This is a genomic window from Cycloclasticus sp. PY97N, assembly GCF_002443175.1.
Classification (GTDB): domain Bacteria; phylum Pseudomonadota; class Gammaproteobacteria; order Methylococcales; family Cycloclasticaceae; genus Cycloclasticus; species Cycloclasticus pugetii.
Genome location: NZ_CP023664.1, coordinates 772,801 through 791,958, shown reverse-complemented (window position 1 = coordinate 791,958; position 19,158 = coordinate 772,801). Strand labels below are relative to the sequence as shown.

14 protein-coding genes are annotated in these 19,158 nt (G+C 42.8%); 4 read left to right on the top strand and 10 right to left on the bottom strand.

The window, feature by feature from the left end; genetic code table 11:
- Positions 1-8: 8 nt before the first annotated feature.
- Complete coding sequence (gene glnE, locus CPC19_RS03920) at positions 9-2,864, bottom strand: bifunctional [glutamate--ammonia ligase]-adenylyl-L-tyrosine phosphorylase/[glutamate--ammonia-ligase] adenylyltransferase (RefSeq protein WP_016390592.1); 2,856 nt, start codon at positions 2,862-2,864, stop codon at positions 9-11.
- Positions 2,865-3,137: 273 nt separating this feature from the next.
- Here glnE and CPC19_RS03915 point away from each other — a divergent pair, with 273 nt between their 5' ends.
- Positions 3,138-4,982: an EAL domain-containing protein gene (locus CPC19_RS03915; RefSeq protein ID WP_232228631.1), complete on the top strand. Its 1,845-nt coding sequence runs from the start codon at positions 3,138-3,140 to the stop codon at positions 4,980-4,982.
- Here CPC19_RS03915 and CPC19_RS03910 read toward each other — a convergent pair.
- Positions 4,979-7,372 carry a heavy metal translocating P-type ATPase gene (locus CPC19_RS03910; RefSeq protein ID WP_016390590.1) on the bottom strand — a complete coding sequence of 798 codons (2,394 nt, stop codon included), beginning with the start codon at positions 7,370-7,372 and terminating at the stop codon, positions 4,979-4,981. The two genes, CPC19_RS03915 and CPC19_RS03910, sit on opposite strands and share 4 nt — an antisense overlap.
- Before the next feature lie 89 nt (positions 7,373-7,461).
- Positions 7,462-7,872 carry a BphX family protein gene (locus CPC19_RS03905; protein WP_016390589.1) on the bottom strand — a complete coding sequence of 137 codons (411 nt, stop codon included), beginning with the start codon at positions 7,870-7,872 and terminating at the stop codon, positions 7,462-7,464.
- Positions 7,873-8,049: 177 nt separating this feature from the next.
- On the opposite strand from CPC19_RS03905, the gene gstA reads away from it, so the two are divergent.
- Entirely contained in the window at positions 8,050-8,661 is a 612-nt protein-coding gene (gene gstA / locus CPC19_RS03900) for a glutathione transferase GstA (protein ID WP_015006586.1), read from the top strand.
- A 48-nt stretch (positions 8,662-8,709) separates the two neighbouring features.
- Here gstA and CPC19_RS03895 read toward each other — a convergent pair whose 3' ends face one another.
- Positions 8,710-10,170 (bottom strand): 2-hydroxymuconic semialdehyde dehydrogenase, encoded by a 1,461-nt coding sequence (locus CPC19_RS03895; RefSeq protein WP_016390588.1) that lies wholly within the window; start codon positions 10,168-10,170, stop codon positions 8,710-8,712.
- 332 nt (positions 10,171-10,502) lie between these two features.
- Here CPC19_RS03895 and CPC19_RS03890 point away from each other — a divergent pair, with 332 nt between their 5' ends.
- Together CPC19_RS03890 and CPC19_RS03885 are read left to right on the top strand one after the other, a co-directional pair.
- A complete protein-coding gene (locus CPC19_RS03890) occupies positions 10,503-11,834 on the top strand; it encodes an SRPBCC family protein (RefSeq protein ID WP_016390587.1) in 1,332 nt (443 codons plus the stop codon).
- 45 nt (positions 11,835-11,879) lie between these two features.
- Positions 11,880-12,455 carry an aromatic-ring-hydroxylating dioxygenase subunit beta gene (locus CPC19_RS03885; protein WP_016390586.1) on the top strand — a complete coding sequence of 192 codons (576 nt, stop codon included), beginning with the start codon at positions 11,880-11,882 and terminating at the stop codon, positions 12,453-12,455.
- Positions 12,456-12,605: 150 nt separating this feature from the next.
- Here CPC19_RS03885 and CPC19_RS03880 read toward each other — a convergent pair whose 3' ends face one another.
- The 6 genes from CPC19_RS03880 to CPC19_RS03855 all read right to left on the bottom strand — a co-directional run bounded on the left by CPC19_RS03880 (position 12,606) and on the right by CPC19_RS03855 (position 19,097).
- Positions 12,606-13,493 (bottom strand): EamA family transporter, encoded by an 888-nt coding sequence (locus tag CPC19_RS03880; RefSeq protein ID WP_015006590.1) that lies wholly within the window; start codon positions 13,491-13,493, stop codon positions 12,606-12,608.
- Positions 13,494-13,841: 348 nt separating this feature from the next.
- Entirely contained in the window at positions 13,842-14,618 is a 777-nt protein-coding gene (locus tag CPC19_RS03875; protein ID WP_016390585.1) for an HpcH/HpaI aldolase/citrate lyase family protein, read from the bottom strand.
- Between the two features lie 24 nt (positions 14,619-14,642).
- Complete coding sequence (gene hpaH, locus CPC19_RS03870) at positions 14,643-15,446, bottom strand: 2-oxo-hept-4-ene-1,7-dioate hydratase (protein WP_015006592.1); 804 nt, start codon at positions 15,444-15,446, stop codon at positions 14,643-14,645.
- Complete coding sequence (locus CPC19_RS03865; RefSeq protein ID WP_015006593.1) at positions 15,440-16,303, bottom strand: alpha/beta fold hydrolase; 864 nt, start codon at positions 16,301-16,303, stop codon at positions 15,440-15,442. Before CPC19_RS03865 ends, hpaH begins: the two co-directional genes overlap by 7 nt.
- A gap of 117 nt (positions 16,304-16,420) precedes the next feature.
- On the bottom strand, positions 16,421-16,813 hold the full coding sequence (locus tag CPC19_RS03860) for a limonene-1,2-epoxide hydrolase family protein (RefSeq protein ID WP_015006594.1): 393 nt from the start codon (positions 16,811-16,813) through the stop codon (positions 16,421-16,423).
- A 334-nt stretch (positions 16,814-17,147) separates the two neighbouring features.
- Positions 17,148-19,097, bottom strand: a complete 1,950-nt coding sequence (locus CPC19_RS03855; RefSeq protein ID WP_016390584.1) for a hydantoinase/oxoprolinase family protein — start codon at positions 19,095-19,097, stop codon at positions 17,148-17,150.
- Positions 19,098-19,158: the final 61 nt, after the last annotated feature.

Sequence of the window (19,158 nt, the reverse complement as noted above, 5' to 3'; positions counted from 1 at the left end):
CCATTCGTTTAGTTATTTATCATTATTTCATCCCAAACTAACGCCACCTGCCGAACCTGCTCTTCAACCACATCAACTGGTACCATTGTTGGCTGTTCTGCTAATGAAGCATGATGCGAGGCTTCTCGATAGGCTTTGTATGCCCCATCAAGATTCTGCTGTTGTAACGTCGATAAGAAACCAATCTTGTTCAATTCATGTAACAGACGAATATTGTCTGTATACGTTAATAGACTGTCATGTTCATTAGCATTAGCCAATACACCGAATTGTACAATAAACTCAATATCGACAATACCTCCAACACCATGTTTAAGATCAAAAAAGCCCTGCTTTTTAGTCAGTAACGTTGAACGCATTTTTTCTCGCATTTCAACCACCTCATTTCTCAAGGTTGTTATATCTCGTCGAAGCCCTAACACCTCACTTCGAATCTTGTTAAATCGCTCAGCTACGTCAGAACACCCAGCAACAAATCGCGCACGTACTAGAGCCTGATGTTCCCACGCCCATGCGTTTTTTCGCTGATATTGCTCAAATGATGACTCACTGCTAACTAACAGACCAGAATTTCCATTCGGCCGCAGTCGTAAATCCATTTCATACAATAAACCAGAAAAAGTACGCGTTACCATGTAAGTAATAATTTTTCGCCCCAAGCGCATATAGAACTCACCCAATGAAATCGCACGATCACCCAATGTCATCTCATCTATTTGAGCCTCTTTATGCAAAAAAACCACATCAAGATCTGACCCAAAGCCCAGCTCAATACCCCCCATTTTTCCAAAGCCAATCACCGCAAAACCACTCACCGACTGCGCACTTGCATTCGCAGGCGTTCCATATTGTGCACAGATCGATTTCCAACTCAATGTCACCACTTTTTCAACAATGACCTCTGCTATCTCCGTCAGTTTATCGCTCACCACCATGACCGGCAAAGTACCTGTTAAATCTGAGGCGGCAACATGTAAAACACTGGTTTGCTTAAACAACCTCAACGCTTCCATCTGAGCTTCAATATCGTCCGAGTCTATAGATAATAAGGCATTATCTAAATCAGCTTGAAGCTCATCTTTTGACGGCACCTGATATAAACTATGAGGATCAATCAATTCATCCAATAGAATGGGCGATCTTGTCACCTGCGTTACAATCCAAGGGCTCAATATCGCCAACCGAGTTAACTGATTAAAGACGCTTGGGCTTTCAACCAAAAGAACTAAGTACGCAACACGGTTACAAATCTTTTCAAGCATAGCCAAAAAAATAAGCACTGTTTTTTCTTCTGGCTCCACTATGAGTAAACGCTCTAACAACATGGGCAATAACCGAACGATATATTGCCGACCTTTCTCCTGTAATTGTCTAACCGGATAACTGTGGCAAAAATGGATAATGCCTTTTCGCGTTTCCTCACTCACTGAGCCACCTTTGGCGGCTAAAAAGCTATCCAGCCCCTCCTCAGTTAAGTCTAACCAGTCGGTATTATCAGTTTGTTCGGTAGGCTCATCAAAATCGACCAGCCTGTCAAAATATTGATGTACTCGCTTCATCGTTTGTTGTGTTTTTTCAAGCAGCTCAAGCCAGCTTGAAAAGCCCATTGAAAGTACTAGCCGCAGCTGGTTTTTAGTATCGGTGGGTAAATCATGTGTTTGCCGATCATCTATCTCTTGAATATGATTTTCTAAACGACGTAAGTAGCGATAATCTTCGCTAAGTTCTTGCGCTGCTAATGGTGAAATTTGATTCCTATCAGCCAATAAGCCTAACACTTTCAAAATACCACGCGCTTGCAACGCTTTATCTCGACCACCTCGAATCAGCTGGAACGCCTGGCCAATAAATTCAATTTCCCGAATACCACCCGGCCCTAATTTAACATTATGCTCAACACCCTTTTTTTGTAACTGCGCTTCAATCTGTCGCTTCATCACGCGAATAGAGTCGAACACGCCATAATCTAAATAACGGCGAAAAACAAAGGCCTTTATCATCGTCGTAAGTTCAGCCTTACCTTCTTTACTTCCGGTTATCAGCCGTGCCTTCACCATCGCATAACGCTCCCACTCTCGCGCATGGCTTTGGTAATAAATTTCCATGGCATCGTGGTTTAGCACTAATGCCCCACTTTCACCAAAAGGGCGTAACCGGGTATCTACGCGAAAGACAAAACCATCCACTGTAACCTTGTCTAGCAAGCGAATAACCATTCTGCACATTTTAGTAAAGAACTCTTCATTACTTGTAGGCCGTGTACCATCGGTTTCACCCCTTGATGGGTAACAAAATATAAGGTCTATATCCGAGGAAAAGTTAAGCTCCTTCGCACCCAGTTTCCCCATACCAATCACTATTAACTGCTGCTCTTTGCCTTGCTCATCACGGGGAATACCCGAGCGTGCACAAGCCATCGAATACGCCCATTCCACTGCACATCGGATCAACGCATCAGCCAATGCAGACAAATACTGCAAAATTGAATCGACCTCAGCGCCAGCGAGATCAAGCCAAGCAATCTGTAACATGTATTGATTGCGAAACTGGCGAAGCAGGGGCATCATAGTCGCTTCATCAGTAACTCCATCGACCCTGCCCGTTAACTCTTCAAATAGGCTATCGACACACCAGTTAATTGGGCCGACCCCTTGCAATAGCTTCTCGCTTATCTCAGGAAAGCGTACTGCTTGGCGTTGAATAAACGAACTACTCGCCACAACTCGGCCAGCTAAATGAGCATCCATTTCTGCAAGCCGACGTTGATCAAATAAATCCGGCAGCTCACTGACCATATGCGTTATATCTGCATGTAATTCGCTAGGCAATTGAGCCAATAATTCACTACTGTCTAATATTGTCATAAAGTTACTTTAATCGAAAATATCTCTGTCATAGTCTAATATCATATCCTTTCTATAAATTTAGTCTAAAATCATTGTACTTCTTTGCGCCCTGGTTTATAACGGAGTAATAAATCAAAACTCAATAAAATCAATCATCTATTGAGAATCTTGTCATTTATAAGGTTACCCACATGATCACTACATTAGCTGTACAGGTTGCTAAAAAAACCACTCAAAACTGTGCCGCTGCGTTATGGCACCTTAAACATAACTAAGCCAATGAAAGACGATATGTTTAACCAAAAGGGTTTCTTAATAAATGAACAAAAGCCTCTTTCTAACCCTTCGTCAACCGTTAAGCCTCATATAGCTGCGAAGGCTCAAAAGAAACTGAAAGACCAACAGGCTCGCATTAATCAACCAGAAAAAGAGACTTCAAACATTAAAGAAAAACTAAGCATCGAGAGAGATTTTCTTCAAGCAACGATGGAGTCAGTGCATGAAGGCGTTATCGTTACCGACCTCAACGGTATCATTCACTATAGCAACCCCGCTGCCCATAAGTTATTAAACACTCAACAAAAAGACTGTACCCACCAAGCTATTGATGAGGTTTTAATATTAAAAACCAATGAATCGTTGCCCATTGAGTTGGTTAATATCAATAAAGAAACGTTGGAAGCAAAACAACAAGTTGCTTTTATTGAGCACGAAGATGGCAACAAATCTACGATTGAGTGGTCTCGCACTTTTATAACCAACAAAAATGCCGAACGTTTAGGGCTTGTCTTTACTATTAACGACATCACAACGGCTTATCATTTAACCAACCAATTAAAGCATCAAGCCTCTCATGACACCTTAACCGGCTTATTAAACCGTGGTGAATTTAGCCGCCGCTTAGCAAACTGCCTATCTGCAACTCAAGAAGCCAATATTAGGCATAGCCTGATCTTTATAGACCTCGATCAATTTAAAATAGTTAATGACACCTGTGGACACCAAGGTGGAGATCAATTACTCAGGCAACTCTCCTCCATTCTTTCGCCTTTAGTCCGAGGACGAGATACCTTAGCAAGACTTGGTGGCGACGAGTTTGCCATTTTATTGGAAGCGTGCCCGAAAGAGGCTGCACTTAAAGTGGCTAACGACGTCTTATCCACCATACAAAAGTTTCGTTTCACCTGTGATCATAAAACGTTTAATATCGGCGCGAGTATGGGCATTGCACACTTTTCTTCCGGATTACAATCTGAAAGTGACCCACTAACAGTCGCTGATGCTGCTTGCTATAAAGCAAAAGAAGAGGGTAGAAACTGTATTATAGAAATGGATATCTCAAATGTTCAGCAACAGCCGGGCATACCTCAACACCAAATGCAATGGCTTAACAAGCTAAACACTGCGCTCGACACCGACCAATTCATTCTCTATCAACAAAGAATAGCCCCAACCAACCCTGGTAGTAACCAATCTTTACATTACGAAGTCCTACTCAGAATAAAAGATAATGAAAGACTCATCAGCCCCGGCGCTTTCTTACCACCAGCTGAACGTTACGGGCTGATACACCGAATTGATCATTGGGTCATTAAAAACACATTGGCATGGCTGTCTGAGCACCCTGATGTGTTAGCGAAAACAAAATTATGCAGCATTAACCTATCAGGCCTATCGTTGTCAGACGAGGATCTTTCCCATTATGTCACTCGATACCTCAAACAATATGCTATTGATTGTAAAAAAATATGCTTTGAAATAACCGAGTCATCGGCCATTCAAAACTTATCGTTGGCATTTGAGTTCATACACAATATGCACGAGTTGGGCTGCTCTTTCTCATTAGACGACTTTGGTACGGGGATGTCATCCTTCTCTTACCTTAAGCAATTACCCGTTAATCATTTAAAAATAGACGGTAGCTTTATTCGTCATATTGAGTCCGACCCCATTGATTTAGCGATGACCCGCTCCATCAATGAAATTGGTCATGTTATGGGCATGAGTACAATTGCTGAGTTCGTTGAAAATGAAGAAATTTTTCAGCTGCTTAGGCAACTCGGGGTAGATTATGCTCAAGGCTACCACATAGCTAAACCCGCACCCCTAGATGAACTGCTTGATCACCTAACTTAAAGCCTTACTATTTTTAACCGCAGCGCATTTGCAATCACTGATACAGAGCTTAAACTCATCGCTGCGGCGGCAATCATCGGCGACAATAAAATCCCTAAGAAAGGGTACAACACGCCTGCTGCAACCGGCACACCTAAGCTATTGTAAAGAAAAGCAAACACAAGGTTTTGCCTGATATTTTTCATCGTTGCTTTACTCAATTTACGCGCGCGGACGATACCTCTCAGGTCACCCTTAACTAGTACAACTCCAGTGCTTTCAATAGCAATATCCGAACCGTTGCCCATTGCAATACCTACATTTGCTTGCGCCAGCGCGGGGGCATCGTTAACACCATCCCCAGCCATCGCTACCACATGGCCATCAGCTTGAAGACTTTTAATAACATCCGCTTTTTCTGCCGGTAAAACACCCGCTTTAAATTCATCAATCCCCAACTGATTGGCTACCTGCTCAGCTGACGTCTGCTGGTCACCCGTTAACATCACCACTTTCACGCCATTTTGATGCAGTTGATCTATCGCCTGATGTGTTGAAGGCTTTATTTCATCCTTTAATAAAAACACTGCACAGGCCTGATCATTTACCGCCATATACAATAAAGTTTCTCCTGCACTGTTATCAGATAACGACAAGCTATTAAAATCACCCGTATCGATCCCGTTATCATCCAGAAAACGTTTATTCCCTAACAATACAGACTGCTGATTAATCTCACCAGACACTCCTTTTCCAGTAGTAGCATTAAAATCAACCACCTCAAGCAGAGTTAACTCTTGCGCTGCATTCACAACCGCCTCCGCCAGTGGATGTTCACTGACTTTTTCAAGGCTTGCCGCCAATAAGAGCGCCTCATCAGTCGTCATCTTCCCTAGTGTTTTGATACCCGTTACACTGGGCTTCCCTTCTGTTAATGTGCCGGTTTTATCAACCACCAAGGTATCCACCTTTTCCATCAACTCTAACATTTCAGCATTTTTGATTAACACGCCCATGTTCGCACCACGTCCCATACCCACCATAATCGACATCGGTGTCGCTAAACCTAGGGCACACGGACAGGCAATAATTAACACCGCAACGGCATTAACAACAGCCAAACTTAGCGCATATTCGGATGCCAAGGCATACCAGGCAAAAAAAGTCACCACAGAAATACTAACAACAATCGGGACGAACCACGACGCTACAACATCCGCCACACGCTGAATCGGCGCACGACTACGCTGTGCCTCGCTAACCATATGAATGATTTGTGACAACAACGTCTCATTGCCCACATGCTGCGCCGTTAAGGTAAAGCTGCCAGTGCCATTAACTGTACCGGCAATAACTGAGTCTCCTGCTGTTTTCTCCACCGGCACAGGCTCACCGGTGACCATCGACTCATCTATTGAGCTACCGCCATCGAGTAAAACACCGTCCACAGGCACTTTATCGCCTGGGCGAACACGCAGCACATCACCGACAACAACATCTTCTAATAAAATTTCCTCTTCATCGCCATGCCCATTCACCCGTCGCGCTGTATTAGGTGATAGCCCCACCAACAAATGAATTGCTTTGTTGGTTTGACCGCGTGCTTTTAATTCCAACACTTGACCCAACAATACCAAGGTAATAATCACTGCAGCCGCTTCAAAATAGACAGCAACAACACCCTGTGCATTGAACATTGAGTCCGGAAAGGCATTAGGGAAGAACACCGCCACGAGGCTATACAGCCAAGCGACGGTTACACCCAAGCCGATCAAGGTGAACATATTAAGGTTCCATGTTTTTATCGACTGCACGGCGCGTTCAAAAAACGGCCAGCCCGCCCATAATACAACCGGGGACGCCAGCAGTAGCTGAATCCATTGCCATGTTTTGGCCGATAAAAATGATAAAAACAAATCCCCTACCACCATTTCTGACATGGCTATAATAAATAACGGCACCGTAAATATAAGACTAAAGGTAAACCGTCGACTCATATCATCTAATTCTGGGTTTTCCTCTTCCAAAACCACCGTTCGCGCTTCTAAAGCCATACCGCAAACCGGGCATGAACCCGGTGACTCTTCCACCACCTCTGGATGCATAGGGCAAATATACTCGGTCTTTTTAGATGGAGGTACAAAGGCTTCCGGCTCCAATGCCATACCACATTTTGGGCAAATATCTGGGCTATCACTTTCAACACCCGGACACATTGGACAGATATATTTAGCCCCTAGAGCAGCAGTAGGTTCAGGCCGTGCTTGACCCGACAGGTACATGTCTTGATCTTTGTTAAATTTTATCAGGCAGCCTTCACAACAAAACCCATACCATTGGCCCTTATATTCCGTCTGGTACTGAGTATCTTTAGAAACATCCATGCCACATACAGGGTCTTTATGGCTCATTCCCTTCTCCTGTTGAGCTTCATGACAACAATCATGCATGTTAGCAACTCCTCATAAAAAAACTGATCAAGATTATTTATAAACTATATTCACACCTCTAAGGCTTTAGCGTTCTTCCAGACCACAAGCCCTGTTGCGATAATAATGACATGAATAACCAGCGTAATCAGTGCCACAACAACATCCTCATGGTTCATCGCACTGTAGATATCCCAAATGCCAAAGATCGTTTCTGTGATAAACACCACAGGAATCAACGCAGGATAGTAGCGCATTGGGTTTCGTGCGCCAGCAATCAACACCACGCCTATTGCTGCTAAACCAAGCCCTACAATCAACCAAGCATCTAGCAACAATTGAAATATAACCTCATCTTGATATAGCTCAACACCTGGATACATCAAAGGTACTTGCGGCCCCCAAAGGCTTGGCCACAATAACACCAAGTTTAATATATAAAAAATACCAACACCGACCATCCAAACTTTTAAGCCTTTCATCAGATTGCTCTCCTAGATTTTGATTAATTTTTTAAAGCACGAATACACTAGCATTTACTTAACAATAATCAAAGAACGGCGTTACAATAAAACTAAGCATATTGATGCTTTTAGTAGACAATGACCCACATTTATTTTGGGATTTTTAACTAACGATAATTATAAGGAATAACACGTATGAAACTTTATTACTCCCCAGGATCATGTTCTTTATCTCCACATATTGCTATTCATGAAGCAGGTTTAACAGCTAAAACAGAGCTAGTAAAAGTAGACTTGCAATCACACACTCTCGAGAATGGTGATAACTATCTTGACATTAACCCTTGCGGTTATGTGCCTGCGTTACAGCTTGATAGCGGTGAGTTTTTATTCGAAGGTCCTGCTATTGTGCAATACATCGCAAGCTTAGCACCTGAAAAAAACCTAGCACCTGCTGCTGACACGTTTGAACGTGCAAAGTTACAGCAATGGTTAAACTTTTTATCAACAGAATTACATAAAGGACTTGCGCCTTTATTTAACCCTGCTCTTTCTGATGATACAAAAGGTGTTTTTATTGAAGGTTATAGCAAGCGCCTAACTCAATTAGTTGAGTCAATGGGTGATAGTGAGTACCTAGTAGGTGATCAGTTCTCAGTAGCAGATATCTACTTATTCGTTATCTTAAGCTGGCACCCATACTTTGAATTTGATGCCTCACCTTGGCCATCACTTAAAGCATTCCAAGAGCGTATTGGCTCTCGCCCTGCTGTACAAGAAGCACTTAAGCATGAAGGTTTAGCTTAAGTCTTAAGCAAGTAATCGAGGTGCCCATAAGGCACCTCGGTTATTTCATTACAATTTAACGCAAACATTCCGTGTTTCAGTATAAAACTCTAAGGAATGAACACCACCCTCTCGTCCAATACCTGATTGCTTAGAGCCACCAAAAGCGGTTCTTAAATCACGTAAGAACCAGCTATTAATCCAGGTAATACCCACATTAATTTTGGCAGCCACGCGGTGAGCGCGTGACAAATCCCGTGTCCATACGGTTGTTGATAAACCATATTCTGTATCATTGGCCCAGTTAATCACTTGTTGCTCATCGTCAAATGGCGCAATGTGGCAGCAAGGACCAAAAATTTCTTCCTTCATGACCGTTGCATCTTCTGCAAGCCCTGTCCAAATGGTTGGCTCCACCCAAGCACCCTCTTTTAATTCTTCTGGTATGCTGGGAACGCCACCTCCCGTGACAACTGTTGCGCCTTCCTCAACTGCTTTTGCATAATAAGACAGTACCTTTGCTTGATGCTCATGGCTAATCATTGGGCCAAAATTACAGTTTTCATCATCCGGCCTACCGTGGCGCACTTTTTCGACTTTTTTCTTCAGTGCTTCCACAAATTTATCAAAAATGGGCCGCTCAACATAAACACGCTCCGTGCCTAAGCAGACCTGTCCAGAATTCAAGAATGAGGACTTGTATATCCCATCAACCGCTTTATCAAAATCACTATCTGCAAAGACAATACCCGCATTTTTACCACCCAGCTCAAAGGAAACATCTCGCATCCCCTCCGATGCGGCTTTCATAATAGCCGCTCCTGTAGTCGTTTCACCGGTAAAGGTAATAGCGTCTACCTTTGGATGATGTGTTAAATACTCACCGGCAGAGTCAGGCCCAAAACCGTGAACAACATTAAACACGCCTTTTGGTACGCCTACTTTATTCATGACTTCACCCAATAAAGTAGTGGTTAATGGCGTCTCTTCAGAAGGCTTAACCACCACTGTATTACCACAAGCCAGCGCAGGCCCTACTTTCCACGTCATTAACAAAAAGGGCGCATTCCAAGGCGACACCACACCAACAACACCTTTTGGTACACGAATAGCATAGTTCAGCGCACCTAAACCATCCGGCGTTGTCGTTTGAAATGACTCATTCGGAACATTCTTAATGACATCAGCAAAAATTTTAAAGTTTGCCGCGCCTCTAGGAATAAACGCATGCGTCATAATACTTTTAGGTTGCCCCGTATCTGCCATTTCCGCTTCTACAAAATCATCAAAACGTCGGGTAATCTCATCGGCAACACCATATAAAATCTCAACGCGTTGCTCCATGGTAAAAGCTCCCCATTCTCCATTTAAAGCGGCACGCGCTGCGTGGACTGCACGATCAACATCAACCTTACCCCCTTCAGATACCTGAGCAATAAGGCGCCGGTCAACAGGGGAGCGTTTTTCAAATGATTTACCGTCAACAGCGGATACAAACTCGCCATTTATGAAATGATTAATATGTTGCATATGCCTTCCTTAAATAGTTAACTGAATGATAAAATAATTTATTCTACCGTGGCTAAATACACCACGCATTGATCATCATCAATCATAGTCTTTAAACGACTTAAAATTAATGTCATCAAAACACAAGCTTATCTAAAATAAGCCAATATCTGAGTTTTAATACCTTACTTTAAAGCTTTAAACCCTGCATTATCAAACAAACTGTCGCTCAAATCTAACTAAAGATAGATTTTTTTTAAATTTTTGCTAACGGATATTTTTTAAACTACAATGACTTTAATCAATATTTTAGTCTAAAGAACTTAAAAATCACTTTTGGAGAACAGTAACTCATGAATGATGAGGAAAAAAACACATCTAATTGGTCTATCGATGAGATCAAAAAGTTAGTCAGCGATGAAAACGGAATTATAGATGCACGCATCTATAATGATGAGGCGCTCTATGAACTTGAGCTTGAACGTGTATTCGCTCGTTCATGGATCCTACTTGGACACGAGAGTCATGTTCCTAATACCGGCGACTTCCTAAACACTTATATTGGTGAAGACCCTGTCATTCTAGTGCGGCAAAAGGATGCTAGCCTTCGTGTTTTCTTAAACCAGTGCCATCATCGAGGCATGAAATTATCCCGTGATGACGCAGGCAACGCCAAAGCATTTGTTTGCACATACCACGGCTGGGCTCACGACATTTCTGGCCAGTTAATTGATATCCCTTTCGAGAAAGAAGGCCATTGTGAACCCCTAGACAAATCAGAGTGGAGCCCCTTGCAAGCCCGTGTTGAAACCTATCGCGGACTTATTTTTGCCAACTGGGATGAACAAGCACCTTCGTTAGACGAATACCTATCTGACTCAAAACCTTATATCGATGTGATGTTTAACCGAACCGAGGCAGGCACAGAAGCCATCGGCGGCATTCAAAAATGGGTTATCCCCACCAACTGGAAATTTGCTGCCGAACAATTTTGTAGCGATATGTATCATGCTGCCACTATGTCTCACTTATCTGGTTTTACCGCTGGTTTACCTGAAGAGCTTAACTTGAACGATATTGATATCCCAACTCAAGGCAACCAGTTCCGCGCTAAATGGGGCGGTCATGGCACCGGGTACTATGTAGATCAACCCGGTCTTTTGCAGGGCATTATGGGCCCGGCCATTACTGAATATATTACCACCAGCCCGCAGGCCGAGATCGCTTCAAAACGCCTAGGCCCTATGTTTGGTCAACGTATGATGGGGCAACACATGACCATCTTCCCTACTTGCTCCTTTTTACCGGGCGTTAACACCATCCGTACTTGGCACCCTCGTGGCCCTAACGAAATCGAAGTATGGGCATTTATTGTGGTTGATGCTGATGCACCTGATCATATTAAAGAAGAGTTCAGAAAACAGAATATTCGCACCTTTTCTGCCGGTGGTGTTTTTGAACAAGACGATGGTGAAAACTGGATTGAGGTTCAAAAGCTTTTCAGAGGCAATAAGGCTCGAAAAACTAAGCTTAATATGCAAATGGGATTAGGTGACTCAACGACCGATCACCCTGACTTCCCTGGCCGCATTAGTGGTGTTTACAGTGAAGATGCCGCTCGTGGCATGTATCAGCACTGGTTAAGAATGATGACTGAGCTCAGCTGGGACACCTTAAAACCTTAACTTTAAGAGCTGATCTTAACCTAAAAATTACTTTTGGAATCGACTATGGCCTCACCTATTAACATTAAAGAAATTATTTCAAGCCCTGCGGCTGACCTTGCACTACAAAACGAAATTGAGCAGTTTTATTACCGCGAAGCGCTACTATTAGACAACATCAAATACGAAGATTGGTTTGCCTTATTAGATGACGACATTCACTATTATATGCCCATTAGAAGAAACGCTATGCAACGACGTGGACGCGCTCGAGCTAGTGATTTAGTTGAATATACTAACCAGCATGAATTCGCTCATTTCGATGAAGACAAAACCACAATGAACGGACGTTTAAGAAAGCTTCTCAGTGACTTTAGTTGGTCTGAAAACCCAGCTTCGCGAACACGTCACACCGTTTCAAACGTGATTATTACCGAAGGTGAACAGAAAGACACCTTCAATGTTTGCTCATCATTTATTGTTTATCGAAACCGCTTAGAAACGCAGGTGGATATTTTTGCAGGCGAACGTCACGACGTGCTGCGCCGCTCAGATAATACATTAGGCTTTAAAATAGCCAAACGTACCATTTTAGTAGACCAAAGCACCATCCTATCAAACAATATTAGTATCTTTTTCTAGTTAGATAGAAACCAGACCACCATGAGGTTGTTGCCAATATTCGCAGCGACCTCATGGCATAACAAACTCTGGTCTAAAATACCCTTGATCCAAAGAGTAGCCGAACCGACAGCCAGATTCTTTCGGCCTTAGCGCATCACCACTAAACCCTCATATACCTGCCACAGCAACCGCTAACGAGCCAAACATTAGCAAACCGCCTGCTAGTCGACTAATTAATTGTTTACGCGTCAGTTTTTCCATTTGACTCAAACCAAACCGGGCTAATACATAAACCACACCTACGGCAATAAAGCCTCTTGATGCTTGCACAATATTTATCATGGTTGCCTCTTGCGATAACTTAAACGCATACATCAAAATAATAAGCCCCATGAAGTGCGCTAACGCATAGATAAGCAATGATTTGCCAAACGGTTTTGAAACCTTCCAGTCATTTTTAAACAAAATTGGTGAAAGTGGCATTAATAATACGGCTGGAACAACAAAAACAAACACCGCCAATTCCAAGCCCCCCATGCCATTTTTCAATACATGGACGACAATTATATCGGCCAAGGCAAAGAAGAAACACGTTAACAATACAAAGAACAATGCCAACGGCGAGCCATGTAATTTACCGTCATTTAAAAAAAACAAACTAACGAAAGCACCTAGCCCCGCAAGATAGACACTCGGCGGATAGGTTTGTTCAAAAAACAGTACCGACAAGCCAGCCACTGCAAAAATTTTACAGCCCAACATCGGCACTACAAATGACGCATCACCATGCCGCATTGCATTGAGATAACTTGTTTGTCCCAATAGCACGAGCACACACATCGATAAGACTAGCCAAAACTGCTCCCACAATTGTGCTAAATCAACAAACGGCAATAATAGTACCGCTAGAAACCCCACTGCATACTGACTGTAAAAAGCTAACTTTTGGCGATTCAAAGAATGCGCTAAGAACTGTTTAGTATACGTAAAGCTAAACGCATGAAAAACAGATGCCAGCAATGTTAGCCAGACATAGGAGGGGATAATTGATATCAAAATGATGTCCTAGGTAGGAATAAACCAGAATATTATTACAAGCTAATATAATACCAATATTCAGGCTCTGTATCAGCTTTATTAATGACAGTTTACCCTAACATCCGTATCAATATGACTGACTGTGATTCACTACTCATTCGCTAACACTTTTAATACTTAAACAGCATATACAAATTTATTTAATACGAACCAACCATAGCCACATTAACCCATAACAACAAGGCACTGGGTTAAATGAAAGAGCGACCTCCTTTAATATCACCTATCTCATTTAAATTTTTCATGGCGCATTAAAAAAGCTTATGAGCACATCACCCATAAGCTTTTTATAAAACAAGAAAAAGGCTAATCCTTATTAAAGCGATCTAGCAAAGAGCCAGCAGCTGCCTTTAACAATAAGGTATCTGCTCCAATCAAGAAAAAACTAGCTCCCATTTGTTGGTAGCGCTCTGCTTGTTCAGGATCACCACAATAAACACCCACCGGCTTTCCAAGTTCATGAACACGCTGAATTGACCGTTCAACGACTTTACAAACTTCAGGGTGCCCAGGTTGACCTATATAGCCCATGGCAGCCGCCAAGTCTGCAGGGCCTATAAACACCGCATCCACGCCATCAACTTGAGTAATCGCATCAAGATCCGCAATGCCTTCTTTACTTTCTAGCTGTAAGACTAAACAAATATTATCGTCTGCTTGTTGAAGGTAATCTTTGATGCTCCCCCAGCGGGTTGCTCGGGTCAAAGCCCCTCCCATACCTCGCACACCCTTCGGTGCATAACGTACCGCGTCGACTAATTGCTTCGCTTGCTCAGCCGTGTCAACCATAGGAATAAGCAATGTTTGCGCACCAATATCAAGCACCCTTTTAATATCGCCAACATTATGATCTTGCAAGCGAACAACTGCGTTAACGTCATACGCACTCATCGCTTGCAGTTGATGCATAATATTTTTGATATCATTAGGGCCGTGTTCGGCGTCGATCAACAACCAGTCAAAACCGGTCGTCGCCATCAGCTCTGCTGCCGTAGAATCGGCCAATGCCATAAAGGCGCCCAGTTGTTTTTTATTCGCCTGTATCGACTGCTTAAATATATTCTTTGTCATCGGTAATGACATATTTCTCTACCTCTTAATATTTAATTAGACGAAACGGAATCCAATGCTACCCAAGGTGCCAAAATCAGCATGAAAGGTATCTCCACGTTCGACTGACAAAAGGCGCGTAAATGAGCCACCTAATATCACTTGCCCCGGTTCCAGCGATATACCATGCGGAGCAAAACGCTTTGCCAGCCATACAATCCCATTACCTGGGTGATTAAGCACGCCCGCAGAAACGCCCGTTTCTTCGATTAAACCATTACGCGAAATGACACCACCTATCCATCTTAAATCAACATCCATTGGCTTTACTGGTCGGCCACCAGTAATTAAACCAGCACAAGCAGCATTGTCCGCAATAGTATCAAACACTTTGCGTCGTTTGCCGGTTTCTGGGTCTACACGTATTACCCGTGAATCAACTATTTCTACAGCTGGACAAACATAGTCAGTCGCTTTCAGCACATCCGTTAGCGTAATATCTTCACCAACAAGGCGTTTTCCTAAAACAAATGCTATCTCTACTTCAACCAACGGCGCAATAAAACGATCAAATGGAATTTCAGAGTTATCTGAAAATACCATATCATCCATTAACGTACCGTAATCAGGCTCGGTTATTTGCGATGCCATTTGCATAGCACGGGATGTTAAACCAATTTTTCGCCCTACAATTTTTCGCCCTTGAGCCAACCTAATTTTTGTCCATTCAGCTTGGATGGCATAACCATCTTCAATGGTCATTTCAGGATACAGCTGAGAGAACTGCGGGATAGTCTCACCACTGGCTAGCGCTTTATCAAGCGCTAGCGCAGAGGCTTCTAATATTTTTTGGTCTAACACCTGATTTCTTTACCCAAGAAGTGAGACATAATAATTGGATACATACCGTCCCAACGTTGTGTTTGAGCCCAGTGACCACAACGATCCAATACATGTAGCTCAGCACGTTTCAAATGCTGTAAGAAGTACATGCTAGTTTCTAGTGGTACCACTTTATCTTGGCGACCGTGAATAATCGCCCATTCATGGTCCATAGAAGCAAGAATAGGTGGTGGAATAACGAGCACTGTATTCATCTCTTCATTCATCGCTTTAAACATAACTTCTTGGATAGGACGCATTTTAGGGTCCATTGCTTTATCAAAACGATCTTGCATCACTGCTTCTAAATCTTCAAAGATACTTGGATCATAAACAAAGCTTTGAATTAACTCACGGTAACGCGCTTTTCTTGGATCATCATAAAAAGTCATCATACGTGTAAGCGTGGATGATTTTTCGAATGGCGCACCGATAGCGCCCATCAACATACACTTATCAAAACGATCTGGCATTTCAACAACACACTGCATAGCAAGCGCACCACCCATTGAATTACCAATAATATGTGTTTTTTCAATGCCTAACTCATCAAGCAAGCCTTTAATTTGTTCCACTCGATAGCCCATCCATCTAGCAATTTTTGTCGGCACTTCTTTCGGTAATTCTGATTGGCCGAAACCAATCGCATCCGGTGCAATCACATAAAAATCTTTTGCTAAAATAGGAGCACATTGCGCCCAATTTGACATCGCACTGGCTCCTGGGCCTGCACCATGTAATAACAATAGCGGTGGATTTTTAGGGTTTCCCGCAATAATGCAGTTACTTGCAAGCTCCCCAGAAGGGATCATTTTCTCAACCATTTCAAAACTCATATTTCTCTTCCTCTATATTAATTTATAAAAAACTTCTACAACTCTAAAAACGATGGCCCTTAAAAGGCCCATTAGTTTATTCACCACTATAAAATAACAGTATTCATTTAACGTCTGCTATAACACTGGTCCACCACGTTTAAGCCAATCTTGCATATCCCAATACTCACGCCACGAACTTATTTTGCCATTATTATCAAACTCAAATATACCTAATACTGGCAGTTCTTCCATCATCGTGCCATCTTTAAAAGCAAAGGTATCGACTCGTTCGGTTACAACACGCTTACCATCTGCCACCAAGGTTAATATTTTAAATTCAGTGCTTGCTGTCATCTTTAAAAAACCTTCTACAGAGCCTGCTATTTGCTCGCGGCCCTTTAATGGCCCTAGCGGTAAGTTATGGTAAACAGCATCATCACTCATTAACGATAAGATTGTATCCTGATCCATTTCATCCCAAGCCTCACAGAATCGCTTAACCGTTTCCTCATTATTGGTTACCAGCATGCCCCTCCTTCTTATTTATGAGAACCGCGCTTTTCATACCACTTAGGGCTAGCATTCAACATGCATGACACAAAACGCAGATGTTGGCGACTCAAAAGAAAACTAACACTTGTTATTTTTACAGATCGGCATAATGCTAACCACTTACAGCGACTAAATCAATGCTTTTTATGCTTGAGATTTAGTAAAAATCTACTCTTAACTTTAATCTAATTCTCAAGTCGAAGCAAAGCTAGTTGATTCTCCTCATTATTGTATTTTTTTTAAAACTTTGGCAGGCCATCATCATTCAGCTGTTCTTGTTTTAGACTGAGCTTTTAAAAAGCAATGTCAGCTATAGTTTCGATAGAACCAAGTTACCTATATGATCAACCTGACATTGCCAACCAGCGGCTAGGTACGTGGTTGCCACCTGTTCAACAATGAGCGCTTCCCCATTAATTACGTCATTCGACATTAACTCTTTTCGTTGGTAAATGTGCATTCCATCATCCATTTCAACAGGCACCTTACCGTCTTTATCACGTGAACACTGTTCAACTAACCTAGGCTTCGGCATTTCACCCGATAATGACACCCTCAGATTAACTAATTCAACGGCCAGCTCTAGATCATGCCCATAACGGCTCTTATGCATCGTATGAAAGTCTTTAATCACTGTCGCCGAATCACTCCATTGTATTGGCAACGTATACGACTGACCGACATACCTTAGATCAACCAGGTAGTTTATTTTTATATCGTCTAAGGACACGCCTTCCGCCATTAACTCTGCTTGGCCTTGCCTCACTAAAGTTAAAAAACCATGCTCTATTTGCTCAACAGCTACATCATCCAACCGCCCTAGTAAGCTTCGGGACAACTCACGCGAGCGTGGCGCTGCTAACATCCCAAAGGCAGACAGCACACCCGAGTTAACAGGGACTATGGCTGTTTGCATTCCCAAAGCCTCCGCTAAAGCACACACATGCAAACTGCCTGCCCCACCAAACGTCATTAAGGCATATGGCCTTGGATCAATACCACGCTGAATTGAAATAACACGTAACGCTCGTGCCATATGTTCATTCGCTAACTTAATAACCCCTTGCGCTGCCTCTTTAGGTTCACATCCCAAGTCTGCCGCTAAGCTCTCCATTGCTTGATTTGTCGCCTTTATATCTAAGGGCATATCACCACCAAGAAAATAACGCGTATTAATTCTAGCCAAATATACATTGGCATCAGTTACTGTTACTGCCTGCCCACCTTTGCCATAACAAGCTGGCCCAGGTGAGGCACCCGCAGATGCAGGTCCAACACACAGCAACCCACCTGCATCAACAGATGCAATAGAGCCACCGCCTGCACCAATGGTATGCATATCCACCATTGGAACCGCAACGGGATAACCCTCAATTTGCCCCTCGTTTGTTAACGCTATCGCACCATCTAATAAGGCCACATCCGTAGACGTCCCCCCCATATCCAACGTTAACAGACGATCAAACCCTGCTTTTTCACCTATGTGTAATGCGGCCATTAATCCACCAGCAGGGCCAGACAAAAGCATTCGAACCGCTTGTTTACCTGCCTGTTCTGCGGCTATCGTTCCACCAGAACTTTGCATCACAGAAACGGATGATGCTTTAACTGCTGCTCTTAGTCTATCTAGATAACCAATGACTAACGGCCCAACATAAGCATTCAACCAAGTCGCCATACCGCGTTCATATTCTTTATATTCAGCCAAAACCATCGATGAACGCGATACAAATAAACCTTCAGGCATGGCCGCCTCTAATCGTCTTTCTGCTGCATCATCTAAAAAAGAGAATAATAAATTAATCGCAACTGCTTCTGGTTCTGGTTCTAGATAATTTATTTTTGAAATCAATGTTGCGATCTGCTCATCGCTTAGCGGTTCAATCACTTCACCCTGCGCTGAGACACGCCCGCCCGTTTCCAAACACAAGTTTGAGGGCACCGGCGGCTCTTCCGGTTTTGGGTTTAAGTTGTAAAGCTCTTTCCTTGCTTGGCGACCTATCGTTAACATATCCGCTAAGCCATGGTTTGTCACAAAGCAGCAACGGACACCTTTTTTTTCTAATACAGCATTGGTCGCCACTGTTGATCCATGCACAATCAACAAATTTTCATTATCAACGCCCAAGGCATTAATGCCTTGCAAAATAGCTTTTTCAGGAGCCTCTGGGGTTGAAAGCACCTTATGAATACGCACGCCTTGATCGTCTATGTAAACAAAATCGGTGAAAGTGCCGCCAGTATCTATACCTAATAACATGAAAAAAGCTCAACCTTTTAAACCTGTATTTTTACATGCCTCTATAATAGATTCACCCCTA